The following is a 24,329-nucleotide window of genomic DNA, read 5'->3' on the forward strand; positions in this document are numbered from 1 at the left end:
GCATTGCGGTTGTGAAAATCAGACTAATTACGTCGTTCTGCGACCCCATGACGCATTGCGGTCACGGCGCGGAACGGGATGTTCTCAAAAAACCATTGGATTGTTCCAGCTAAATATAAAAAGTTGTACACGATTTGTGATCTCGAGCGTCTGAGGCGTCTGTCGAACGCTTGCCTATACTTGCTTTTCTATAACAAAAGTCATGACAAGAGGGCTGCGCCATGGATCACCTCGTACTCACCGTCTTCGCGCCGGACAAGCCGGGTCAGGTCGAGCGCATCGCCCAATGCATCGCCGAACACGGCGGCAACTGGCTGGAAAGCCGCATGTCGCGGATGGCCGGGCAGTTCGCCGGGATTTTGCGGGTCGGCGTGCCAGCAGAGGCTTACGACGAATTAGTCGATGCCTTACAAGCGCTGTCGACGCAGGGCATTCGTGTGCTGGTGGCCGAAAGCGGGATTGAACAGGCGTGCACCTGGAAACCGATTGCCATGGAACTGGTGGGGAATGATCGTCCGGGCATCGTGCGCGACATCACCCGGTTGCTGAGCGAGCAGGGCGTCAACCTCGAACGGCTGGTGACCGAAGTACGCCCGGCGCCGATGAGCAGCGAGCCGCTGTTCCACGCCGAGGCGATCCTGGCGGTGCCACTGACCCTGTCGCTTGATGTGCTGCAATCGCGCCTGGAAACCCTGGCCGATGACTTGATGGTGGAATTGGTGCTGCGCACCGATCTGTGAAGACGGATCGGGTTATCCAGTTTAAACGTGCACCTGCCTGTGGATAACCTGTAGAGAATGACCGCCAGGCCACACCTGCCGTGGCTTGGCGAAGATTGATCAAAAAACCGCCAGCATTCAGTGACTTGCGCACAAACGGCGGGGATCACGCTGTGGATAACCTTGGGAAGGAACGATACAGGCCACGAGAACCGTGGCCTGTGGAGGTTTGTGCGTTTTTTGATCAGCTGCGACGGCGCAGGGTTAGCCAGGCATCGACGCTGTACACCGCCAGACCGGCCCAGATAAACATGAAGGCGATCAGCGTGCTGGACGACAAATGCTCGCCGAACAGCAGCACGGCTTGCAGCAGCACCAGCGTTGGTGCCAGGTATTGCAGGAAGCCGAGTGTGGTGTAAGGCAAGTGTCGTGCAGCCGCGTTGAAGCACACCAACGGCACCAGCGTCACCGGACCGGCAGCCACCAGCCACCAGGCTTCGGAGGTGGTCCAGAACGCGGCCTGTGCACTGGTGGCGGTCGGATTGAACAGCAGCCACGCGAGGGCGATCGGCACCAGCATCCAGGTTTCCACCACCAGCCCCGGCAGTGCCTTGACCGGCGCCTGCTTGCGGATCAGCCCGTAGAAACCGAAGGTCAGTGCCAGCACCAGCGACACCCACGGCAGACTGCCCACCTGCCAGACCTGCTGCGCAACGCCGACCGCCGCCAGACCGACCGCCAGCCACTGCATGCGGCGCAGGCGTTCGCCGAGGATCAGCATGCCCAGCAGCACGTTCACCAGCGGGTTGATGTAGTAACCGAGGCTCGCTTCCAGCATCCGCCCGTTGTTCACCGACCAGACGTAGGTCAGCCAGTTGGCCGCGATTAAGGTACCGCTGAGTGCAAGAATCGCCAGGCGTTTCGGGTTGTCGCGCAACTCCTGCCACCAGCCTGGATGCTTCCAGACCATCAGCAACAGCGCGCCGAACAGCGCCGACCACAGCACCCGGTGGATGATGATTTCCACCGCCGGTACTTCGGCGATGGCTTTGAAGTAGAGCGGGAACAGTCCCCAGATGATGTAGGCACTCAGGCCCAGAATGTACCCGCGACGCGGGTTGGCGGCTTGCATGCAGAATCCTTGCTTAGGCAGCTAACAAAGCGGCGATTGTACGGGCAGTTGTATAGACGTGTCGTGTCAGAAAAGCTTCAACGGCTCTTCGTTCAGCGCTGCAAGCTGTTCACGCAACGCCAGCACCTGGTCCCCCCAATAACGTTCCGTGCCGAACCACGGAAAGCTGTGAGGGAACGCCGGATCGTCCCAGCGACGGGCCAGCCAGGCGCTGTAGTGCATCAGGCGCAGGGCGCGCAGCGGTTCGATCAGCGCCAGTTCGCGCGGGTCAAAATCGTGGAATTCGTTGTAGCCGTCCATCAATTCCGACAGCTGTCCGAGACAATCCTGACGGTCGCCGGCGAGCATCATCCAGATGTCCTGCACCGCCGGGCCCATGCGGCAGTCGTCGAGGTCGACGATGTGGAACATCTCGTCGCGGCACATCATGTTGCCGGGGTGGCAATCGCCATGCATGCGGATGTTCCGGTGCGGCGTGGCGGCGTAGGCGTCTTCCACACGCTTGAGCAGGTCGCGGGCGACGGACTCGTAGGCCGGCAACAGGCTTTTGGGAATGAAGTTGCCTTCCAGCAAAGTGTTCAGCGAGGCATGGCCGAAGTTCTGCACGGCCAACGCTTCGCGGTGCTCGAACGGTTTGGTTCCGCCGACTGCGTGCATGCGCCCGAGCAACTGGCCGAGGCGATACAGCTGATCGAGATTGCCCGGCTCCGGCGCTCGGCCGCCGCGACGGGGAAACAGGGTAAAACGAAAGCCGGCGTGTTCGTGCAGGGTTTTACCGTTGTGGACCAATGGCGCCACCACCGGGATTTCGACGTCGGCCAGTTCGAAGGTGAACTGGTGCTCTTCCAGAATCGCTTCGTTGGTCCAGCGCTGCGGGCGATAGAACTTGGCGATCAGCGGTTCGGAGTCTTCGATGCCGACCTGATAGACGCGGTTTTCGTAACTGTTGAGCGCCAGAATGCGCGCGTCGCTCAGGAAGCCGATGCTTTCGACGGCATCGAGCACGAGGTCTGGGGTGAGGGTTTCAAACGGGTGGGCCATGCTGACTCCTGCGCGCGGCAGGCTGCCGCGTCCGGCCCAGCATGGTAGCGCAGACGGGGTGTCTTGAGTGGGATCGTTCCCGTGCAGGGCACGGGAACGATCAGCGCGTCGCAGAATCAGGCGCCGACGATCCCGCCATCCTCACGGGTAATCGCCATCACCGAAGAGCGCGGCTTGCCGTTCGGCAAATGCTCGGGGAAGGTCGAACCGCCGTTTTCGCCCGGGTGCTGAATCCCGACGAACAGGGTTTTCTGATCCGGCGAGAAACTGATCCCGGTGACTTCACAACCGATCGGTCCGACCATGAACCGGCGAATCTCGCCCGTCTTGGGATCGGCGCAGAGCATCTGGTTGTTGCCCATTCCGGCAAAGTCCCCGGCGTTGCTGGAATCGCCGTCTGTGAGGATCCACAACCGTCCGGCCTTGTCGAAACCGAGGCCGTCCGGGCTGTTGAACATGTTCTGCGGGGTGATGTTCGACGAGCCGCCCTTTGGCGTTCCGGCGTGCACGCTCGGGTTGCCGGCTACCACGAATAGATCCCAGCCGAAGGTCTTCGAACCGTGATCGTCGCGATCAGTGCGCCAGCGCAGAATCTGCCCGTAGACGTTTTTCTCGCGCGGGTTCGGCCCACCCACCGGTTGCCCGTCTTCGCCGCGCTTGGCGTTGTTGGTCAGGGTGCAATAAACCTGGCCGTCTTTCGGGCTGACCACGATCCATTCCGGGCGGTCCATGCGCGTGGCGCCGACCACGCTGGCGGCGAGACGCGCGTGAATCAGCACTTCGGCCTGATCGGCAAAACCGCTGCTGGCGTCGATGCCGTTCTTGCCGTGGGTCAGCTCGATCCACTGGCCCTGGCCTTTCGGGTGGTCGGGGTTACCGTCGCCCGCGTCGAACTTCGCCACGTACAAGGTGCCGTGATCGAGGATGTCGCGGTTGGCTTTGGCGTTGCGGTGGTTGATGCGGTCGCGGCTGATGAATTTGTAGATGAACTCGCCGCGTTCGTCGTCGCCCATGTACACCACGGCGCGACCGTCGTCGGTCTCGGCCAGGGCGGCGTTTTCGTGTTTGAAGCGACCGAGGGCGGTGCGTTTGACCGGGGTCGATTGCGGGTCGAACGGGTCGATTTCCACCACCCAGCCGTGGCGGTTGATCTCGTTCGGGTTCTTCGCCATGTCGAAGCGTGGATCAAACGGATGCCAGTTGATCTCGCGGCTGGCGGCTGTCACGCCGTAGCGTTTCTGCGCCGGGTTGAATTGCTGCTGGGCGTTGCTGCTGCCGAAGCAGTCGGTGAAGTTTTCTTCGCAGGTCAGGTAAGTGCCCCACGGGGTCTTGCCGTTGGCGCAGTTCTGGAAGGTGCCGAGGACTTTCTTGCCGTGCTTGTCGGCGCTGGTTTTCATCAGCTCATGGCCGGCAGCCGGGCCACTGATACGCAGCGGCGAGTTGCCGTGGATGCGGCGGTTGTAACGCGAGCCCTGAACGAACTGCCACTGGCCGTTCTTGCGCGCCACTTCGATCACCGACACGCCTTCGCAGGCCAGGGCCTTGCGTACGTCTTCCGCCGATTGCGGCTGGCCGCCATGGGGGTAGAGGTAGCGGTAGTTGGTGTATTCGTTGTTGATCGCCATCAGGGCGCGATTCTTGTCGTCCGGGAAGGCGAACAGGCTCATGCCGTCGTTGTTGTCGCCGAACTGCACTTCCTGTGCAGCCGCGGTGCCGTTGCCGCTCGGGTCGAAGGCCGGGCCGTTCTTGTGCAGTGGCTGACCCCAGCTGATCAGTACCGATGACTTGTAGCCCTTGGGCAGGCTGATGACGTCGGTGGTGGCGGCCGGAATGCTGTCGAAGCCGAGCAGGCGGCTGTTACCGGCGCTGACACCGGTGGCCAGCGCGCTGCGGCTCAACAGGCTGCCGCCGAGGAACATCGCCGCGCCGCACAACGCGCCGGCACCGATGAAACCGCGACGGCTCAGGCCGACCATTTTTTCCAGGTCAGTGGATTGGTTTTCTTCTAATAGGCTCACATCAGGCTTCCTGCTTGGTTTTGGCAGCCACCTTAATGAGAGGCGATGACGCTTTTGTTGCAGGAGCCCGTGCTAAAGCGGCGTGCCGATCAGCACATTGGACGGCGAGAACTGCACCTGCACCGGTTGTTCGACGGTCAGTTTGTGGGTGCGCAGGTGCAGTGGCTCAGCCAGGGCGCAGAGTGTCTGGCCATTGGGCAGGGCGATGCGCACTTCGCTGGGGCCGTCCTCGGCGTCGAGAATTGCTTCGAGGGTGCCCTCGAGAAGATTGTGACCAGATGTTGCGGCCTGTCCGCTGGCCAACAATTCAAGCCAGCCAGCCTTGATCAATGCCACGACTTCGGTACCCGGTTGCAGCTCCAGATGCACGGTGCTGTCGTGGGTGATCTGCGCGTCGATGCACAGGCCTTCGGCCAGTTCGAGGCGGATCAGGTCATTGCGGCCCTGATGCTCGATGCTGACGACCTTGCCGTGCAATTGGTTACGCGCGCTGGTCCTGAGCATCAAACGGCCGAGCAGATCCAGATCGCTGGCGTCTTCGGCGGCTTCCAGCACCTGTGCCTGCAAGGCTTGCAGCTTCTGATAAAGACGCAGCACCCGTTCGCCTTCGCTGGACAGTTTCGCTCCACCGCCGCCCTTGCCGCCGACAGCCCGTTCGACCAAGGGTTTTTGCGCCAGATTGTTCAGCTCATCGATGGCATCCCACGCCGCCTTGTAACTCAGGCCCGCGCTTTTCGCGGCGCGGGTGATCGAGCCCTGTTCGGCGATGTGTTGCAGCAAGGCGATGCGCTGCGGACGGCGGACGATGTGCTGGGACAACAGGGAAGGCAAGGACATGTCGGGTGCTTTGTGCTGGGTTGATGGAGGAGGAAGTTGGCCGCTTGGCTCGTGTGAGTCAAGCCGCGTCGCCAGGTTTCGGTGTTCTGGCCAGGCAGTAGACGTCGACCCGTGCTGCGCCCGCGTCCATCAACAGTCGGGCCAGTGCCTGGGCGGTGGCGCCTGTGGTCAGCACGTCATCCACCAAGGCCAGATGCCGACCTTGTATGCGAGCGTCTGGCAAAAGATCGAAGGCATTACGCAAATTGCGTTTACGCGCCTTGGCGTCGAGTGCCTGCTGGGCGCTGGTGTCTTGAATACGGCGCAGGACGTTTTCCTCACAGGGCAGGTCCAGTTGCTTGCCGAGCCACCGCGCCAGCATTGCCGCCTGATTGAATCCACGTTGGCGCAGACGCTTGTTCGCCAATGGCACTGGTAACAAAGCGTCCGGGCGCAGCAGACCTTCGTCGAAGCGATGTTGCAGGTATTGCCCGAGAACATCGCCGAGCAGGCGGCCAATCGGCCATTTCGCGTTGTGCTTGAAGCGGGTGATCAGGCTGTCCACCGGAAAGCCATAGGACCAGGGCACCACCACGTGTTCGAAGGCGGGCGGATCCTTGAGACAGCCACCGCACGTCAGACCCGTAGCGGGCAGTGGTAAGGCACACGTTACGCATTGATCGCTCAACCAGGGCAGATCGGTTTCGCAAGCCACGCAGAGAGGTGTTTCGGTTTCCGTCGGCTCATCGCACAGCAAACAGTGTTGGTTGTTATTTAACCAGATGTAAACCGGTCTATCTTGATGTGGTTGACAGTGCATGTCTCTTCCTTAAATATGCCGAACATCCGTGTCGTGCCTGTGGGTATTCCGTTTCCCCAGGCGCAAGCCAAGCATAACCAAGGAATCGCCCATGAGCGCCAGCACCACTGCCACCCTGCGTCACGACTGGTCTTTAGCCGAAGTCAAAGCACTCTTCGTTCAGCCATTCAACGACTTGCTGTTCCAGGCGCAAACGGTGCACCGCGCGCATTTCGACGCCAACCGCGTCCAGGTTTCTACCCTGCTGTCGATCAAGACCGGCGCCTGCCCGGAAGATTGCAAATACTGTCCGCAGTCCGGTCACTACAACACCGGGCTGGAAAAAGAAAAACTGATGGAAGTGCAGAAAGTCCTCGAAGAGGCTGCCCGCGCCAAAGCCATCGGTTCGACCCGTTTCTGCATGGGCGCGGCGTGGAAGCATCCGTCGGCCAAGGACATGCCGTACGTGTTGAAGATGGTCGAAGGCGTGAAAGCCATGGGCCTGGAAACCTGCATGACCCTCGGTCGACTCGATCAAGATCAGACCGAAGCGCTGGCCAAGGCCGGACTCGACTACTACAACCACAACCTCGACACCTCGCCGGAGTTCTACGGCAGCATCATCACCACCCGCACCTACAGCGAGCGTCTGCAGACTCTGGCCTACGTGCGCGATGCCGGCATGAAAATCTGCTCCGGCGGCATCCTCGGCATGGGTGAGTCCCTCGATGACCGCGCGAACCTGTTGATCCAGCTGGCCAACCTGCCGGAGCATCCGGAATCGGTGCCGATCAACATGCTGGTGAAAGTGGCCGGTACACCGCTGGAAAACGCCGACGACGTCGATCCGTTCGACTTCATCCGCATGCTTGCCGTGGCACGCATCCTCATGCCGCAATCCCACGTGCGCCTGTCCGCCGGCCGCGAAGCGATGAACGAGCAGATGCAGGCCCTGGCGTTCTTCGCCGGCGCCAACTCGATTTTCTACGGCGACAAACTGTTGACCACCGCCAACCCGCAGGCCGATAAGGACATGCAACTGTTTGCACGTCTGGGCATTCAGCCGGAAGCCCGCGAAGAACATGCCGACGAAGTGCATCAGGCCGCCATCGAGCAGGCGCTGGTGGAGCAGAAGAGCAGCGAGCAGTTCTACAACGCGGCAGTCTGATCGTCCGTTCTTTCAGGCGCTGCCTCGGGCAGCGCCTGCTGATTCACTTGCTACCCGTGAGGCTTGCATGTCTTTCGATCTCGCCGCACGCCTTGCTGCCCGTCGTGCCGAAAATCTCTATCGCCAGCGACCGCTGCTTGAAAGCCCCCAGGGGCCGCAAGTGGTGGTCGACGGTCAGCCGTTGCTGGCGTTCTGCAACAACGATTACCTGGGCCTGGCCAATCACCCGCAAGTGATCGAAGCCTGGCGCGCCGGTGCTTCGAAGTGGGGCGTCGGCGGTGGAGCCTCGCATCTGGTGATCGGCCATAGTGGCCCGCATCACGCTTTGGAAGAAGCTCTCGCCGACCTCACCGGACGGCCGTGTGCGCTGTTGTTCACCACCGGCTACATGGCCAACCTCGGCGCGGTCACGGCGTTGGTCGGGCAGGGCGATACGGTGCTGGAAGACCGGCTCAATCATGCGTCGTTGCTGGACGCCGGATTGTTGTCCGGCGCGCGCTTCAATCGTTATCTGCACAACGACGCCGAAAGCCTCGCCAAACGTCTGGAGAAAGCCACCGGCAATACGCTGGTGGTCACCGACGGCGTGTTCAGCATGGACGGTGATCTCGCCGACCTGCCGGCGCTGGTCCGGGAAGCCAAGGCCAAAGGCGCTTGGTTGATGGTCGATGACGCCCACGGTTTCGGTCCTCTGGGCGCGAACGGTGGCGGGATCGTCGAGCATTTCGGTTTGAGCCAGGATGACGTGCCGGTGCTGGTCGGCACACTCGGCAAAGCGTTCGGCACGGCGGGCGCGTTTGTCGCCGGCAGTGAAGAGTTGATCGAAAGCCTGATCCAGTTTGCCCGCCCGTACATCTACACCACCAGCCAGCCGCCGGCGCTGGCCTGCGCAACATTGAAAAGCCTGGAGCTGCTGCGCAGCGAGCACTGGCGTCGCGAGCATTTGCGAACGCTGATCCGCCAGTTCCGCCACGGCGCCGAACAGATCGGTCTGGAGTTGATGGACAGCTTCACGCCGATCCAGCCGATCATGATTGGCGATGCCGGTCGCGCCGTGCGTTTGTCACAGATGCTGCGCGAGCGTGGGCTGATGGTCACCGCGATCCGTCCGCCGACCGTGCCTGCCGGCAGTGCGCGGCTGCGGGTCACCCTGACCGCCGCCCACAGCGAGGCGCAGGTGCAACTATTGTTAGAAGGACTGGCCGATTGCTTTGCCCAACTGAAGTCGGAGCCAAGCCATGCGTGATCGACTGATTCTGCTCCCCGGCTGGGGCCTCGGGGTTTCCCCGCTGGAGCCGTTGGCGGCAGCGCTGCGTGGGCTCGATGAACACCTGACGGTGGAAATCGAACCGCTGCCGGAGCTGGAATCCAGCGATCTTCAAGACTGGCTCGATGAACTCGACGAACGCATTCCTCAGGACGTCTGGCTGGGGGGCTGGTCGCTGGGCGGCACGCTGGCTTCTGAGCTGGCGGCGCGGCGTGGTGAACATTGCTGCGGCTTGCTGACATTGGCGAGCAATCCTTCTTTTGTGGCCCATGACCAGTGGCCGAGCGCGATGCCGGGGGAAACCTTCGATGCGTTTCTGGCCGGTTGCAGTGCTGATCCGCGCCAGACCCTCAAGCGTTTTTCGTTGCTGTGCGCTCAGGGTGCGCAAGACTCTCGCGGCTTGTCGCGACTGTTGCTGGGCGGTGCGCCGAACATTTCACCGATCGCCTTGATGGCGGGTCTGGAGTTGTTGGCGCAGATCGATACGCGCAATGCCTTGCAGGTGTTTCGAGGCCCGCAATTGCATTTGTTTGGCGGGCTGGACGGGCTGGTGCCGGCGGAAGCTGCGGGCGAGTTGTTCGCGTTGCTGGCGGATGTCGAGGTCGGGCTGATCGAGCAGGCCAGCCATGCGTTTCTTCTGGAAGATCCCCACGGTGTGGCGGGGGCGATCCAGGCGTTTTTAAGTGAGTGTGGTGATGACTGATTTGTCTCTTGCGGCGCTGCCCGGTGGCTTGCCTGACAAGCGCCAGGTCGCGGCTTCTTTTTCTCGCGCAGCGCCCAGCTACGACAGCGTCGCAGAGTTGCAGCGTGATGTCGGTACGCAGCTGTTGAATCGTTTGCCGGCGGATTTTCGGTCGGCACGCTGGCTGGATCTTGGCTGTGGCACCGGTTATTTCACCCGGGTGCTGGCCGAACGTTTTGCGGGAAACGAAGGGCTGGCGCTGGACATTGCCGAAGGCATGCTCAATCACGCCCGGCCGTTGGGCGGGGCCACGCACTTCATCGCCGGCGATGCTGAACGCTTGCCGTTGCAGGATTCGACCTGCGATCTGATCTTTTCCAGCCTCGCCGTGCAGTGGTGTGCGGACTTCGAATCGGTGCTCGCCGAAGCCTTCCGGGTGCTGAAACCGGGGGGGATTTTCGCGTTTGCTAGTCTTTGTGTAGGGACGCTGTACGAATTGCGCGACAGCTGGCGTCAGGTCGATGGCCTGGTGCACGTCAACCGCTTTCGCGAGTTCGCCCGGTACGAGCAATTGTGCGCGGCCAGTGGTCTGCGCACGGTCAGTCTGGAGAACCGGCCACATGTGCTGCATTACCCGGATGTGCGCAGCCTGACACACGAACTCAAGGCGCTGGGCGCGCATAACCTGAACCCCGGTCGACCGGGCGGATTGACCGGGCGGGCGCGGATTCTGGGGCTGGTCGAGGCTTACGAGCAGTTTCGTCAGCTGCAGGGCTTGCCGGCGACTTATCAGGTGGTCTACGCCGTGTTGGAGAAACCCTTATGAGCGCAGCCTATTTCATCACCGGAACCGACACTGACGTCGGCAAGACGACTGTCGCCGCTGGGTTGCTGCATGCCGCCAGATCCGCCGGGTTGAGTACGGCGGCGGGCAAGCCTGTGGCGTCCGGTTGCATCGTGACGCCCAGAGGTCTGCGCAATTCGGATGCGCTGGCGTTGCAGGCCGAGTGCTCTTTGCCGCTGACTTATCAACAGGTCAATCCGGTGGCGTTTGAGCCGGCGATCGCGCCGCATCTGGCGGCCCGTGAGGCTGGCGTGGCGCTGACTGTGCAGTCGCTACTGGCGCCGATGCGCGAAATTCTGGCGATGAACGCCGACTTCACACTGATTGAAGGCGCGGGCGGGTGGCGGGTGCCGTTGGCAGATCAGGACAATCTGTCGGACCTGGCGATTGCGTTGCAGTTGCCGGTGATTCTGGTGGTGGGCGTGCGTCTGGGTTGCATCAGCCATGCATTGCTGACGGCCGAGGCGATTGCCCGGGACGGGTTGCAACTGGCGGGATGGGTGGCGAACATCATCGATCCGAAGACCTCGCGACTGGAAGAAAACCTGGCGACGCTTGCCGAGCGCATTCCGGCGCCGTGCCTCGGGCGGGTGCCGAAACTCAAGGCGGTCAGCGCCGAGGCGGTCGCCGATCACTTGCAACTGGATCTGCTCGACTGATTTTGGCTATGACAAGGCACTGTGCCATTAGTGTTTTTGACGGGTGTTTTTCTGACGCCTCTGGTTCAATGGCACCCATTGATCCTTCCAAAGGATGAGAGCTCCCATGGAAATCTCCGGAAACACAGCTTTTTATGCAGGTCTGAGCAGCATTCAGACCGGGCAGAACCGCGTCGATCAGGCTGCCAGCCAGATCGCCAACAACACCATTGAGCGTTCGGTCACCAGCCAGTCCTCCGAAGCCCAGATCGATCGCCTGCGCGGCGTGGATCGCAGCCAGCAAATGGATCCGGGCAGCGCCATGGCCGAGATGGCCCAGGGCAAGTTTCAAGTGGAACTGGGCACGAAAGTCGCCAAGGCATCCGATGAAATGCTCGGTACGATCATCGATACGTTCGCCTGATTTTCTGATACCCGCTTTGCCAGACGCCGCGACTGTTCGCGGCGTTTTTCGTTGTAAGTCCTTCTCCCTCAACTAATCTTTTTTCATTGCACATGGCTCGTTCGGGCGCATGTCGCGTTGCTGTGTCCGGTGTTCGAAAAATGTGATGACGAATGGCAAAAGATCGACGCTTGACAAGATTTCGGCGTAAACGTATGTTTCAAACAACTGTTTGACCGTCACAACAAATCAATGCGGTCGTTCATTCCCGGTTACATCAGCAGAGGTTTATCGCTATGCCTGACTACAAGGCCCCCTTGCGTGATATTCGCTTCGTTCGTGACGAACTGCTCGGCTACGAAGCGCACTATCAGAGCCTTCCAGCGTGCGCAGAGGCAACGCCGGACATGGTTGACGCCATTCTCGAAGAGGGCGCCAAGTTTTGTGAGCAGGTGCTGGCACCGCTGAACCGCGTGGGTGACACCGAGGGCTGCACCTGGAGCGAGTCCGGGGTGAAAACCCCGACCGGTTTCAAAGAGGCCTACAAGCAATTCGTGGAAGGCGGCTGGCCAAGCCTGGCGCATGACGTCGAGCACGGCGGTCAGGGTCTGCCTGAGTCGTTGGGTCTGGCTGTCAGCGAAATGGTCGGCGAAGCGAACTGGTCGTGGGGCATGTACCCGGGCCTGTCGCACGGCGCGATGAACACCATCTCCGAGCACGGCACTCCAGAGCAGCAAGAAGCCTATCTGACCAAACTGGTCTCCGGCGAATGGACCGGCACCATGTGCCTGACCGAACCGCACTGCGGCACCGACCTGGGCATGCTGCGCACCAAGGCCGAACCTCAGGCCGACGGTTCCTACAAAGTCTCCGGTACCAAGATCTTCATCTCGGCCGGTGAACACGACATGGCCGACAACATCGTCCACATCGTGCTGGCCCGCCTGCCGGATGCACCGGCCGGTACCAAAGGCATTTCCCTGTTCATCGTTCCCAAGTTCCTGCCGAACGCCGACGGCACCGTCGGTGCACGCAACGCCGTGAACTGTGGTTCGATCGAACACAAGATGGGCATCCACGGCAACGCGACCTGCGTGATGAACTTCGACGGCGCGACCGGTTTCCTGATCGGCCCGGCGAACAAAGGCCTGAACTGCATGTTCACCTTCATGAACACCGCACGTCTGGGGACCGCGCTGCAAGGTCTGGCTCACGCCGAAATCGGCTTCCAGGGTGGCCTGAAGTACGCTCGCGATCGCCTGCAAATGCGTTCCCTGACTGGCCCGAAAGCGCCGGACAAAGCGGCTGACCCGATCATCGTTCACCCAGACGTACGTCGCATGCTGTTGACCATGAAGGCATTCGCCGAAGGCAACCGTGCGATGGTGTACTTCACCGCCAAACAGGTCGACATCGTCAAGTACGGCGTGGACGAAGAAGAGAAGAAGAAAGCCGACGCACTGCTGGCCTTCATGACTCCGATCGCCAAAGCGTTCATGACCGAAGTCGGTTTCGAATCCGCCAACCACGGCGTACAGATCTACGGCGGCCACGGCTTCATCGCCGAGTGGGGCATGGAGCAGAACGTTCGCGACAGCCGCATCTCGATGCTGTACGAAGGCACCACCGGCATCCAGGCACTCGACCTGCTGGGCCGTAAAGTGCTGATGACTCAGGGCGAGGCTTTGAAGGGCTTCACCAAGATCGTCCACAAGTTCTGTCAGAACAACGAAGGCAACGAAGCCGTCAAAGAATTCGTCGCACCGTTGGCTGCACTGAACAAAGAGTGGGGCGAGCTGACCATGAAGGTCGGTATGGCCGCCATGAAAGATCGCGAAGAAGTCGGCGCGGCCTCTGTGGACTACCTGATGTACTCCGGTTACGCCTGCCTGGCCTACTTCTGGGCTGACATGGCGCGTCTGGCTGCTGAAAAACTGGCTGCAGGCACCACCGACGAGGCGTTCTACACCGCCAAGCTGCAAACCGCGCGCTTCTACTTCCAGCGCATCCTGCCGCGTACCCGTACGCACGTAGCCACCATGTTGTCGGGCGCCAACAACCTGATGGACATGAAAGAAGAAGACTTCGCACTGGGCTACTAAGCCTTAACGCAGTCCTTCAAAAAACCGCTGCCCCTTCGGGGGCAGCGGTTTTTTTTGTACCCGGATTTCCCCAATCCCGGGGCTGATTCCCCAGCATTGATGAGGGCGCTGCTCAGCCGAACCCTTACGCTTATTGATTCAAAATGTTTCCAGAAGAATGGCCAATTAATTGCACTGCCCGAATTACCGGTGCTAACCAGAACTGCCTGCTCAAAGAAGCAAGACGCCCGGCACTTAACTACAACAGTCAGGGTGAAGCCTATGAAAATCAGTCGACTCGCTCGTTTGACCTTCTGGTTACCCGCCGCGCTGTCAGTCCACAGCGCATGGGCCGCCGACCCAGCCGTAGTCGATCCTCCCGTGCCGGAGGTGCCGTCGCTGCAGTCGTTGCGGGGGATGGTGCCTCCCGATCCGTCCGGGACCGAAGGCGGACGCAAGGTCGATCTGATGACCGACTACGTGCTCAACCGCTCTGCCGCCATCCTGTTGGGCAAGGCGTTGTTCTGGGACATGGAGATCGGCAGCGACGGCGCGACTGCATGCGCCTCCTGCCACTACCATGCCGGCGTCGATCACCGCATCACCAACCAGCTCAACCCCGGCCAGGCCAACACCAACGCCAACGTCGCGTCGATTTTCAACAAGCCGTTTGTGGCCTCCGACATTCCCGGTGACGTGGCGTCCTACGCGACATTGTCCGGCGGGAAGGGCGGTCCGAATTACACACTGAAGAAAACCGACTTCCCGACCCACGTGTTGAGCAATCCCCTGGAGCGCAACTCGCCCATCGTTTACTCGACAGACGACGTGGTCGGCTCGCAAGGCGTGTTTGACGCCAACTTCGTCAAGCCCAATCAGGCACGTTTTGACAAATGCACTCAGCAGCCGGATGGTATTTTCCAGGTCGGTGGCATCAACGTTCGCCGCAGCACCGGACGCAATGCGCCGTCGGTGATCAACGCCGCGTTCAACGTGCGCAACTTCTGGGACGGCCGGGCCAACAACGTGTTCAACGGCTTCTCGCCGTTCGGCAATCGCGATCCGGATGCCGGGATCTACGTGACCAGCGAACGCAGCACGGTTGCCACCAAAGTGAGGCTGGCGCTTAACGATGCGTCAGCCGCCTCGCAAGCCGTCGGCCCGCCCGGTAGCCCGGTGGAAATGTCCTGCGGCGGCCGTACCTTTGCCGACATCGGTCGCCGGATGCTCGACACGCTGATGCTCAAGCAGCAGCGGATTTCTTCCACCGATTCGGTTCTGGGCCCGGTGTCCGGCGCACGTCGCCCGACTTATCGCGAACTGATCAAGAATGCCTTCCAGCCCCGGCTGTGGAACGCCACGCAAAACGTTCTGGTGGGCGGTGCGCCGTACACCCAGATGGAGGCTAACTTCCCGCTGTTCTTCGGCCTGGCGATTCAGATGTACGAAGCCACGCTGATCTCCGATCAGGCGCCGATTGATGCTTACCTGCAGGGCGATCACACCGCGATGAACGCGCAACAGGTCGAAGGCATGAAGCTGTTTCTCGGCAAGGGCAAATGCGTCAATTGCCACGGCGGGCCGGAGCTGACCAACGCTGCCAGCCGCCTGCTGATGCATCCGCGTGAACGCATCGAACGGATGGTGATGGCCGATAACCTGACCACTCTGTACGACAACGGTTTCTACAACACCGGCGTGCGCCCGACCTCGGAAGATCTGGCCCTCGGCGGCGCTGATGCGTGGGGCAATCCTTGGTCGTTCACCCGACAGTACAATACCGTATTGCAGGGCGGAAAATCGGTCGATCCGCTGGACGTCGATGTCTGCACGTTCGAGGCGCCATTGAGCGCGGCCATTCCATGCGATGCCACGCTCAAACCGAATGTCGGTTTCCGCGATTCGGTCGACGGCGCGTTCAAGACGCCGACCCTGCGCAACATCGCCCTGACCGGGCCGTACTTCCATAACGGCAGCCGCTCGACGCTCAAACAGGTGATGGAGTTCTACAACCGTGGCGGGGACCGGCGCGGGGAAGACGCCAACAACACCAGCGGTTTCGAGCATCCGGCGGTGAACCAGCATAACACTTCCAACCTCGATCCGGACATGACGGCGCTGAACCTGACGCCCGATGAAATCGACGCGCTGGTGAAATTCATGGAAGTCGGCTTGACCGATCCGCGCGTGGCCTGGGAGCGAGCACCGTTCGATCATCCGTCGCTGGTGATCCCGCAGGGCCATATCGGCGATGAAAATGCCGTGACCCAGCGCCCGGCCAGTCCGAAAGTCACGACCCGCCAGGCGACGGACGCATCGCTCAATCTCAAGCCTTACGGCGCTGAAGGCCGGCCGGCGGCGGAGGGGCCGTTGCAGCCGTTCTACAACGATCTTTGAGGGGAAATGATCGTCATGGCCATCACGAATGATGGCCATGACGAAAGTTTCATGCTTGCCAAGGAAAAAACCTTGATTGAAGGCTCAGAAACCGAGGGATTCGGCCGTTAAAGAGACAGCCTGTGATCTGGATCACATTGTGTGTGCTTAACTGGCCACATTGCAGGCACAATGCCATCTCTTTGCCAAGACGGTCGGAGCTTTACCCTTGCCGCGTTCTTCCGCTGTACGTTTCAGTCATTTCATACCTTCACTGCTGTTGTTGCTTGCGGGGTTGGCGGCTGCGTACGTCAAAGACCTCAACGTGTTCTTCACCTCGCTGTTCAACGTGTTGCCAACCCTGGTGCTGTTGCTGGGCGGGTCGTATTGCGCGGTTTACCGACGCCAGCGCGAACTGTTTCTGATGGTCACGGTGTACATCGCCTACTTCCTGCTCGACACCCAGACCGACTATTACCGCGACAACGGCAAGGTTCGCGAAGACGCGGCCGTAGTGTTCCACCTGGTCTGTCTGCTGTTGCCCTTGTTGTTCGGACTGTTCGCCGCGTGGCAAGAGCGCACGCACCTGTTTCAGGACATGGTGGCGCGGTTTGCCGTGCTGCTGGCTTTTGGCAGCGTGGCGTTGGGACTTGAGCAAAGTTATCCCCAGGCCCTGCTGATGTGGCTTTCGGAGATCCGCTGGCCCGCCCTGCACGGCGCGTGGATGAGCCTGATCCAGATGTCCTATCCGGTGTTCCTCTCGGCGTTCCTGTTGCTGGCCTGGCAATACTGGCGCAACCCGCGCCCGCTGCATGCGGCGCAACTGGTGGGGTTGCTCGGGGTGTTCTGGATGTTGCCGAAAACCTTCATCCTGCCGTTCACCCTGAACATCATGTGCAGCCAGGTGATGTTGATGATTGCCGCGGCGGTGGCGCACGAGGCTTATCAAATGGCCTTCCGCGACGAGCTCACCGGCCTGCCCGGGCGCCGCGCACTCAACGAGCGCATGCAGCGCCTGGGGCGCAACTATGTGCTGGCGATGAGTGACGTCGATCACTTCAAGAAATTCAACGACACCCACGGCCACGACGTGGGTGACCAGGTCCTGCGACTGGTCGCCAGCAAACTGTCCAAAATCAGCGGTGGCGGTAGGGCGTATCGCTATGGTGGTGAGGAATTCGCCCTGGTGTTTGCGGGCAAGACTCTCGAAGAGTGCATGCCGCACCTTGAGGTCATCCGCGAGTCGATTGCGTCCTACAACATCCAGTTGCGTAATCAGGAAAGCCGCCCACAGGATGATCAACAGGGGCGTCAGCGACGAGGCGGCTCCGGTGCGTCCAGCGTATCGGTCACGGTCAGTATCGGTGTCGCGGAAAGGGTCGAGCAGCGCACCCCGGAAGACGTGCTCAAGTCCGCCGACCAGGCGCTCTACGCCGCCAAAGGCGCGGGGCGAAACTGTGTGATGGCGTTCGGTCAGAACCGCCGTGGCGCGGTGCGCATGGACAGCGCCGCAGGTTGAGTAATGACGGCGCATTCAGCGTCTGGACAGTGATTGTCGGGCAGGGTGGCCGGCAGTAGGTTGGAGAAATCTGCTGAAGGAGAAGCCACCATGCCCGAGTACAAAGCCCCCCTGCGTGACATGCGTTTTCTGATAGACCACGTTTTTGACTTCCACACTCAGTACGCGGCCCTCGGCGCCCACGACGCCAGCCCGGACATGGTCAACGCGATCCTCGACGAAGGCGCGAAGTTCTGTGAGAACGTTCTGGCACCGCTCAATCGCAGTGGTGACGAAGAGGGCTGCCATTTCGACAACGGCGTGGTGACAACGCCTACAGGCTTCAAGCAAGCTTTCGCACAATACGTGGAAGGTGGCTGGCACGGTCTGGCGGCAGATCCGGCTTATGGCGGCCAAGGCCTGCCGAGTTCACTGGGGCTGGTGATCAGCGAAATGGTTGCCTCCAGCAACACCTCCTGGGGCATGTACCCGGGCCTGACTCACGGCGCCATGTCGGCGATCCACGCCCACGGCACCGAAGAACAGAAAAACACCTATCTGCGCAAACTCACTGCCGGCCAGTGGACCGGCACCATGTGCCTGACCGAAGCCCATTGCGGCACCGATCTGGGCATCATCAAGACCCGCGCGGTGCCTCAGGCCGACGGCAGTTACGCAGTGACCGGCAGCAAGATTTTCATCTCGGCCGGCGAGCACGACATGAGCGGCAACATCATTCATCTGGTGTTGGCCAAATTGCCGGACGCACCGGCGGGCACCAAGGGGATTTCGCTGTTCATCGTGCCGAAATTCCTGCCGGACGCCGCCGGCGAGGCGGGTGAGCGCAACAGCGTTTCCTGCGGCTCAATCGAACACAAGATGGGCATCAAGGCCTCGGCCACCTGCGTGCTGAACTTCGATGCCGCCAAAGGCTTCCTGATCGGCGAGCCAAATAAAGGCCTTAACTGCATGTTCACCATGATGAACCACGCGCGGCTCGGAACCGGGATGCAGGGCTTGTGTCTGGGCGAGGCGAGTTTCCAGGGGGCGATCAAATACGCCAACGACCGCTTGCAGATGCGCGCTCTGACCGGCGCCAAAGCTCCGGACAAACCGGCCGACCCGATCATCGTCCACCCGGACGTGCGGCGCATGCTGCTGACGATGAAAGCTTTCAACGAAGGCAACCGCGCGCTGACGTATTTCACTGCGCAGATGCTCGATGTCGCGCATCTGAGCCCGGACGCCGAGGCGCGTCAGGAGGCGGAAGACCTGTTGGCGTTCCTGACCCCGATCTGCAAGGCGTTCATGACAGACACCGGTCTGGAGGTGACCAACCACGGCATGCAGGTGTTCGGCGGCCACGGATTTATCCGCGAGTGGGGCATGGAACAACTTGTTCGTGATTGCCGGATCGCGCCGATCTACGAAGGCACCAATGGCATTCAGGCGCTGGATCTGCTCGGGCGCAAAGTGCTGGGCAGTCAGGGCAAGTTGCTGCGCAACTTCACCAAAATCGTCCACAAATTCTGCGGCGCCAATGCCGGGCATGCGCAACTGGGCGGTTTTGTCGCTCAGCTCGATGCTCTCAATCAGCAGTGGGGCGAGTTGACCATGAAGGTCGGGATGGCCGCGATGAAAAATCCGGATGAAGTCGGCGCCGCGTCGGTGGATTACCTGATGTACAGCGGTTACATCGTTCTGGGCTACCTGTGGCTGCGCATGGCGCTGGTTGCCCAGGCGCAGCTGGAGTCGGGCGAGGGGGACGGCGACTTCTGCCAGGGGAAACTGGCGACGTGCGAGTTTTACTTCAAGCGTTTGCTGCCACGCACCGCGGCGCATCGTTCGGCCATCGAGGCGGGCAGCGATTGCCTGATGAAACTGCCGGCGCAGTTGTTCGCGCTGTAGCACGCCACTGATAGACAGAAGAGCCCGCTGATCGCGGGCTTCTTTTTGGGTACAAGCTGGTGACTAAAAATAACAAAACAGTCATGGCCTGACCCTATGTGTCGCAAAAGTTGTTGGGTTACACTCCGGTTCAACGAAATCACTCTTCCACGAATCACCTGTTTAGATCTTTGCGAGGTTTGCCATGGCTGACTACAAAGCGCCGCTGCGCGATATGCGCTTCGTCCTCAATGAAGTGTTCGAAGTCGCCAAACTCTGGGCCGAACTGCCGGCCCTGGCCGAGACTGTGGACGCGGAAACCGTTGAAGCCATTCTCGAAGAGGCCGGCAAGGTCACCAGCAAAAGCATCGCGCCTCTGAGTCGCGCGGCCGACGAAGAAGGCTGCCACTGGGCCGACGGTGCCGTCACCACGCCGGCCGGTTTCCCACAGGCCTATCAGACTTATGCCGAAGGCGGCTGGGTCGGTGTTGGTGGTGATCCGGCTTACGGCGGCATGGGCATGCCCAAAGCAGTCTCGGCTCAGGTTGAAGAGATGGTCAACTCCGCCAGTCTGGCTTTCGGTCTGTACCCGATGCTGACCGCCGGCGCCTGCCTGTCGATCAACGCCCACGCCAGCGAAGAACTGAAAGCCGCTTACCTGCCGAACATGTACGCCGGTGTCTGGGCCGGTTCCATGTGCCTGACCGAACCGCACGCCGGTACCGACCTGGGCATTATTCGCACCAAGGCCGAGCCTCAGGCCGACGGTTCCTACAAGGTCAGCGGCACCAAGATCTTCATCACCGGCGGTGAGCACGACCTGACCGAAAACATCATCCACCTGGTGCTGGCCAAACTGCCGGACGCACCGGCGGGGCCGAAGGGCATTTCGCTGTTCCTGGTGCCGAAGTTCATGGTCAATGCCGATGGCAGCCTGGGTGCGCGCAATCCGGCGAACTGCGGTTCGATCGAACACAAGATGGGCATCCAGGCTTCGGCCACCTGCGTGATGAATTTCGACGAAGCCGTGGGTTACCTGGTCGGCGAGCCGAACAAGGGCCTGGCCGCGATGTTCACCATGATGAACTACGAGCGTCTGGGCGTCGGTATTCAGGGCTTGGCCACCGGCGAGCGCTCGTACCAGAACGCCATCGAATACGCCCGCGACCGCCTGCAAAGCCGTTCGCCGACCGGTGCGCAGAACAAGGACAAGGTGGCCGACCCGATCATCGTCCACCCGGACGTGCGTCGTATGCTGCTGACCATGAAAGCCTCGAATGAAGGCGGCCGTGCGTTCTCCACTTACGTGGCGATGCAGCTCGACACTGCCAAGTTCAGCGAAGACGCTGCGACCCGCAAACGTGCGGAAGATCTGGTTGCCTTGCTGACGCCAGTGGCCAAAGCGTTCCTGACCGATCTGGGTCTGGAAACCACTGTGCACGGCCAGCAGATCTTCGGCGGCCACGGCTATATCCGCGAGTGGGGCCAGGAGCAACTGGTGCGTGACGTGCGCATCACCCAGATCTACGAAGGCACCAACGGCATCCAGGCGTTGGACCTGGTGGGTCGCAAGATCATCGGCAGCGGCGGCGCGTTCTACAAACTGTTCGCCGACGAGATCCGCCATTTCACTGCGACCGCCAGTGCCGATCTCGGCGAGTTCACCAAGCCGCTGAATGACGCCGTCGACACCCTCGACGAGCTGACCTCGTGGCTACTGGACCGAGCGAAATCCAATCCGAACGAAATCGGTGCGGCATCGGTCGAGTATCTGCAGGTGGTTGGCTACGTTTCCTACGCCTACATGTGGGCGCTGATGGCCAAGGCATCGCTGGGCAAAGAAGCGCAGGACGATTTCTACGCGAGCAAGCTCGGCACCGCGCGGTTCTACTTCGCCCGTCTGCTGCCGCGGATTCACTCGTTGAGCGCGTCGGTGAAAGCTGGCAGCGAGTCGCTGTTCCTGCTGGATGCTGCGCAGTTTTGATGATGTAACGTCATGTAAGCGATCTCTTACATGACGTGCTGCTGTTCTCCCATAGGCGCAGATTGGATCCAGAGCTAATCTACTTTCCATGGACGTCGCGCAGGAAGCGCAAAGCAACAACACGGACACGTAGGATTCTGCCAGGGTGGCGGAGTGAAATGGATGTCAGGGAAACAGTCTGCAAAGCCCCGCTTCGGCGGGGTTTTCTTATGCCCGAAGAAAAGTTTTCAGCTCAGCGTGTCCAGCGGCGGTGCACCTTTCAGCGGTTTGTCCTCACGTTGCATCACCTCCTCCAGCAACGTTCGCAGCAAGGCCAATGGCGCCTGCTGGCGCTGCACATCGCGACACACCAGTCCGACCTTCAACGGCACACGCGGCTCACTCAACGGTTTCCACAGCAGATCCTGATCGTCGTACTCCTTTTGCGAACGACCGGGCAGCACCGTCGCCAGACGCGTGTGCGGCAGACTGTCGAGAATCCCCACCATGTTGTTCAGTTCCGCCTGCACTTGCGGGCGTCGTCCGAGATTGGCCAATTGTGCCTGCCAGATCTGGCGGATTTGAAACTCTTCGCCCAATAGCAACATCGGTAATTCGGCCGCCTGACTCATCGAGACTTTCTTGAATTCGCGCAACGGATGATCCGCCGGGATGACCAGTGTCAGCTCGTCTTCGTACAGCATCACGCCGTGAAGCCCCGGCTGGCGTGGCGGCAGATAGCTGATGCCGATGTCCAGCGAACCATTGAGCAGGCGGCGTTCGATCTCCAGTCCCGTCAGTTCATAAATCTGCACCACCAGATGCGGCTGGGCCTTGCGCACCCGCTCGAGCATTTGCGGCACCAGGCTGGTGTGCACGGTTTGCAGCACACCGATCGCCAGCGTACGCAGCGCCTGGCCCTTGAAGTTGCCCAGCGCCTCGCGGGCGCGCTGCATGCCGTCGAGCAATGGCAGCGCGTGGTTGTACAGCGTATGGGCGGCGAGGGTCGGCAGCAGCCGTTTGCTGCTGCGCTCGAACAGGATGACGTCGAGGTTCTGTTCCAGATGGCGGATCTGCTGGGACAACGCGGGTTGAGAGATCGACAGGCGCTCGGCGGCACGTCCGACATGACCTTCTTCGTAGACCGCGACGAAATAGCGCAGTTGTTTGAAATCCATAAGTAACACTTATCGAAAATGCTGGGAAATCGAAATGGCTCGGCGCCTTGAAGAAGCCTAGTCTAACCGCATTCACAAGGCTTACAGGGCCGGAAAGCGCAATGACCAGCGTTTGCTTCGAAAGTGTTTACATAGGCAGTTCAAAAAACCTCAATCGAGGTTTTTTTCAATGAATCTGTTCAGCTTGCGGCGCCAGGCGCCCAGCCTCGATGACCTGGCTTTTGAAACCCATGAATCGGATGCCGCTGATGGCCTGAATGCCGAGCGCCTGATGCCCAGCGTCGAGCGCCCGCAGCAGGTTTTTGTTCGCGGCCAGGGCTCCTGGTTATGGGACAGCAATGACCGCGCCTACCTGGACTTTTCCCAGGCCGGCGGCGCCAACAGCCTGGGCCACAGCCCTTCGGCGCTGGTCAAAGCCATTGCAGGTCAGGCCCAGGCTCTGATCAACCCCGGATTCAATCTGCACAACCGCGGCATGCTCAGCCTCGCCGAGCGTTTGTGTGCCAGCACTTCCAGCGATCAGGCGTATCTGCTCAACAGTGGCAGCGAAGCCTGTGAAGCCGCGATCAAACTGGCGCGCAAATGGGGTCAATTGCATCGCGGCGGCGCCTCGCGAATCATTGTCGCCAGACAAGGCTGTCACGGACGTAGTCTGGCGACGATTTCGGCGTCGGACAGCTGCAACCTGCACAATCGCTTCGCGCCGCTGTTGCCGGGCTTCGATCTGGTGCCGTTCAATGATCTGCCGGCGCTGCATGCCGCAGTCGATGCGCAGACCGTGGCGATCATGCTCGAACCGATCCAGAGCGATGCCGGTGTGATTCCGGCCACCGAGCACTACCTCAAGGGTGTCGAACGCCTGTGCCGTGAACTGGGAATACTGCTGATCCTCGACGAAGTACAGACCGGCATCGGCCGCTGCGGCACCTTGCTCGCCGAACAATCCTACGGCGTGCGCGCCGATATCGTCGTACTCGGCAAGGGCCTTGGCGGTGGCGTACCGCTGGCAGCGCTGCTGGCGCGAGGCAAGGCGTGCTGTTTCGATTTTGGTGAATTGGGTGGTACACATCACGGCAATGCACTGATGACCGCCGCCGGTCTGGTGGTGCTCGACAGCGTGCAGGACCGCGCATTCCTCGAACAAATCCGGGACAACGGCCAGCACCTGCGCGAAGGACTCGCCCGTCTGGCCCATCGTTATGAACATGGCGAGTTGCGTGGGCAAGGGCTGTTCTGGGGATTGACCCTGTCGGAAGACTCCGCCGAAGCCGTGGTAAAAGCCGCGCTTCACGAAGGCTTACTGCTCAACGCCCCACAAGCCGACTGCCTGCGCTTCACCCCGGCGCTCAACGTCAGCAAGGCCAACATCGACGAAATGCTCCTGCGCCTGACCCGCGCCTTCTCCCGGGTACGCACCGCGCAACTGCAATGCCGCAAAGGGATTGCCGTCTGAGCTGAAGTTTCCCACCCGAATTCAAGAACCGTCTCGCGGTATAACGCACGCCCCACGCCTGATTCTTTTGGCGTGGGGCGTTTTTTTGTGGTCGGTAATGGCCATCAGATGGCGAGACCGCGGTTTGCACTGAACCCTGACAAACGGCAAAGGTCGATTAGCTTGTATGGCTCAGGTGAGCCAACCCCCAATCAGGAGCTGCCCCATGGACTTTATCCGCATCATCATCGCCATTATCTTGCCGCCGCTGGGTGTGTTTCTGCAGGTCGGGTTCGGCGGCGCGTTCTGGCTGAACATTCTGCTGACGTTGTGCGGTTATATCCCGGGGATCGTGCACGCGGTGTACATCATCGCCAAGCGCTGAGT

The 24,329-nt window shown here is 60.9% G+C and carries 20 protein-coding genes; 14 read left to right on the forward strand and 6 right to left on the reverse strand.

The window, feature by feature from the left end; all coding sequences use genetic code 11:
- The first annotated feature begins 221 nt into the window (after positions 1 to 221).
- Entirely contained in the window at positions 222 to 740 is a 519-nt protein-coding gene (locus tag CAF87_RS12520; protein ID WP_085731674.1) for a glycine cleavage system protein R, read from the forward strand.
- Positions 741 to 963: 223 nt separating this feature from the next.
- On the opposite strand, the gene rarD is transcribed toward CAF87_RS12520, so the two are convergent.
- The 5 genes from rarD to CAF87_RS12545 form a co-directional block, all read right to left on the reverse strand.
- A complete protein-coding gene (gene rarD / locus CAF87_RS12525; protein WP_085731675.1) occupies positions 964 to 1,851 on the reverse strand; it encodes an EamA family transporter RarD in 888 nt (295 codons plus the stop codon).
- A gap of 66 nt (positions 1,852 to 1,917) precedes the next feature.
- The gene (locus CAF87_RS12530; protein WP_085731676.1) at positions 1,918 to 2,892 is read right to left on the reverse strand and encodes a serine/threonine protein kinase; all 975 of its coding nucleotides are present in this window, start codon (positions 2,890 to 2,892) and stop codon (positions 1,918 to 1,920) included.
- A gap of 116 nt (positions 2,893 to 3,008) precedes the next feature.
- Positions 3,009 to 4,910 carry a PhoX family phosphatase gene (locus CAF87_RS12535; protein WP_085731677.1) on the reverse strand — a complete coding sequence of 634 codons (1,902 nt, stop codon included), beginning with the start codon at positions 4,908 to 4,910 and terminating at the stop codon, positions 3,009 to 3,011.
- Positions 4,911 to 4,982: 72 nt separating this feature from the next.
- A complete protein-coding gene (locus tag CAF87_RS12540; RefSeq protein ID WP_085731678.1) occupies positions 4,983 to 5,747 on the reverse strand; it encodes a TOBE domain-containing protein in 765 nt (254 codons plus the stop codon).
- A 58-nt stretch (positions 5,748 to 5,805) separates the two neighbouring features.
- Positions 5,806 to 6,546, reverse strand: a complete 741-nt coding sequence (locus CAF87_RS12545) for a ComF family protein (RefSeq protein ID WP_085731679.1) — start codon at positions 6,544 to 6,546, stop codon at positions 5,806 to 5,808.
- Positions 6,547 to 6,637: 91 nt separating this feature from the next.
- Between CAF87_RS12545 and bioB the strand changes: the two genes are divergently transcribed.
- The 11 genes from bioB to CAF87_RS12600 all read left to right on the forward strand — a co-directional run bounded on the left by bioB (position 6,638) and on the right by CAF87_RS12600 (position 21,353).
- Positions 6,638 to 7,693 carry a biotin synthase BioB gene (gene bioB, locus CAF87_RS12550; RefSeq protein WP_085731680.1) on the forward strand — a complete coding sequence of 352 codons (1,056 nt, stop codon included), beginning with the start codon at positions 6,638 to 6,640 and terminating at the stop codon, positions 7,691 to 7,693.
- Between the two features lie 67 nt (positions 7,694 to 7,760).
- Positions 7,761 to 8,939, forward strand: coding sequence for an 8-amino-7-oxononanoate synthase (gene bioF / locus CAF87_RS12555; protein WP_085731681.1), 1,179 nt, complete (start codon positions 7,761 to 7,763; stop codon positions 8,937 to 8,939).
- A complete protein-coding gene (locus CAF87_RS12560; RefSeq protein ID WP_085731682.1) occupies positions 8,932 to 9,663 on the forward strand; it encodes an alpha/beta fold hydrolase in 732 nt (243 codons plus the stop codon). The genes bioF and CAF87_RS12560 overlap by 8 nt, the downstream gene beginning before the upstream one ends.
- Positions 9,656 to 10,468: a malonyl-ACP O-methyltransferase BioC gene (bioC, locus tag CAF87_RS12565; RefSeq protein WP_085731683.1), complete on the forward strand. Its 813-nt coding sequence runs from the start codon at positions 9,656 to 9,658 to the stop codon at positions 10,466 to 10,468. Before CAF87_RS12560 ends, bioC begins: the two co-directional genes overlap by 8 nt.
- Positions 10,465 to 11,145 (forward strand): dethiobiotin synthase, encoded by a 681-nt coding sequence (gene bioD, locus CAF87_RS12570; RefSeq protein WP_085731684.1) that lies wholly within the window; start codon positions 10,465 to 10,467, stop codon positions 11,143 to 11,145. The genes bioC and bioD overlap by 4 nt, the downstream gene beginning before the upstream one ends.
- Before the next feature lie 106 nt (positions 11,146 to 11,251).
- Positions 11,252 to 11,548, forward strand: a complete 297-nt coding sequence (locus CAF87_RS12575) for a pyrroloquinoline quinone biosynthesis protein PqqE (RefSeq protein WP_085731685.1) — start codon at positions 11,252 to 11,254, stop codon at positions 11,546 to 11,548.
- Positions 11,549 to 11,823: 275 nt separating this feature from the next.
- Entirely contained in the window at positions 11,824 to 13,629 is a 1,806-nt protein-coding gene (locus CAF87_RS12580; RefSeq protein WP_085731686.1) for a phenylacyl-CoA dehydrogenase, read from the forward strand.
- A gap of 261 nt (positions 13,630 to 13,890) precedes the next feature.
- Complete coding sequence (locus tag CAF87_RS12585; RefSeq protein ID WP_085731687.1) at positions 13,891 to 16,005, forward strand: cytochrome-c peroxidase; 2,115 nt, start codon at positions 13,891 to 13,893, stop codon at positions 16,003 to 16,005.
- A gap of 208 nt (positions 16,006 to 16,213) precedes the next feature.
- Positions 16,214 to 17,503 (forward strand): GGDEF domain-containing protein, encoded by a 1,290-nt coding sequence (locus CAF87_RS12590; RefSeq protein ID WP_085731688.1) that lies wholly within the window; start codon positions 16,214 to 16,216, stop codon positions 17,501 to 17,503.
- Positions 17,504 to 17,593: 90 nt separating this feature from the next.
- Positions 17,594 to 19,390: an acyl-CoA dehydrogenase C-terminal domain-containing protein gene (locus CAF87_RS12595; RefSeq protein ID WP_085731689.1), complete on the forward strand. Its 1,797-nt coding sequence runs from the start codon at positions 17,594 to 17,596 to the stop codon at positions 19,388 to 19,390.
- A gap of 184 nt (positions 19,391 to 19,574) precedes the next feature.
- The gene (locus CAF87_RS12600; RefSeq protein ID WP_085731690.1) at positions 19,575 to 21,353 is read left to right on the forward strand and encodes an acyl-CoA dehydrogenase C-terminal domain-containing protein; all 1,779 of its coding nucleotides are present in this window, start codon (positions 19,575 to 19,577) and stop codon (positions 21,351 to 21,353) included.
- Positions 21,354 to 21,580: 227 nt separating this feature from the next.
- On the opposite strand, the gene CAF87_RS12605 is transcribed toward CAF87_RS12600, so the two are convergent.
- A complete protein-coding gene (locus tag CAF87_RS12605; RefSeq protein ID WP_085731691.1) occupies positions 21,581 to 22,510 on the reverse strand; it encodes a LysR family transcriptional regulator in 930 nt (309 codons plus the stop codon).
- 169 nt (positions 22,511 to 22,679) lie between these two features.
- On the opposite strand from CAF87_RS12605, the gene CAF87_RS12610 reads away from it, so the two are divergent.
- Both CAF87_RS12610 and CAF87_RS12615 read left to right on the forward strand, forming a co-directional pair.
- Positions 22,680 to 23,963, forward strand: a complete 1,284-nt coding sequence (locus tag CAF87_RS12610; RefSeq protein ID WP_085731692.1) for an aspartate aminotransferase family protein — start codon at positions 22,680 to 22,682, stop codon at positions 23,961 to 23,963.
- A gap of 205 nt (positions 23,964 to 24,168) precedes the next feature.
- A complete protein-coding gene (locus CAF87_RS12615) occupies positions 24,169 to 24,327 on the forward strand; it encodes a YqaE/Pmp3 family membrane protein (RefSeq protein ID WP_065259115.1) in 159 nt (52 codons plus the stop codon).
- Positions 24,328 to 24,329: the final 2 nt, after the last annotated feature.

Origin of the sequence: Pseudomonas sp. R38(2017) (assembly GCF_002112395.1) — a bacterium.
GTDB lineage: Bacteria > Pseudomonadota > Gammaproteobacteria > Pseudomonadales > Pseudomonadaceae > Aquipseudomonas.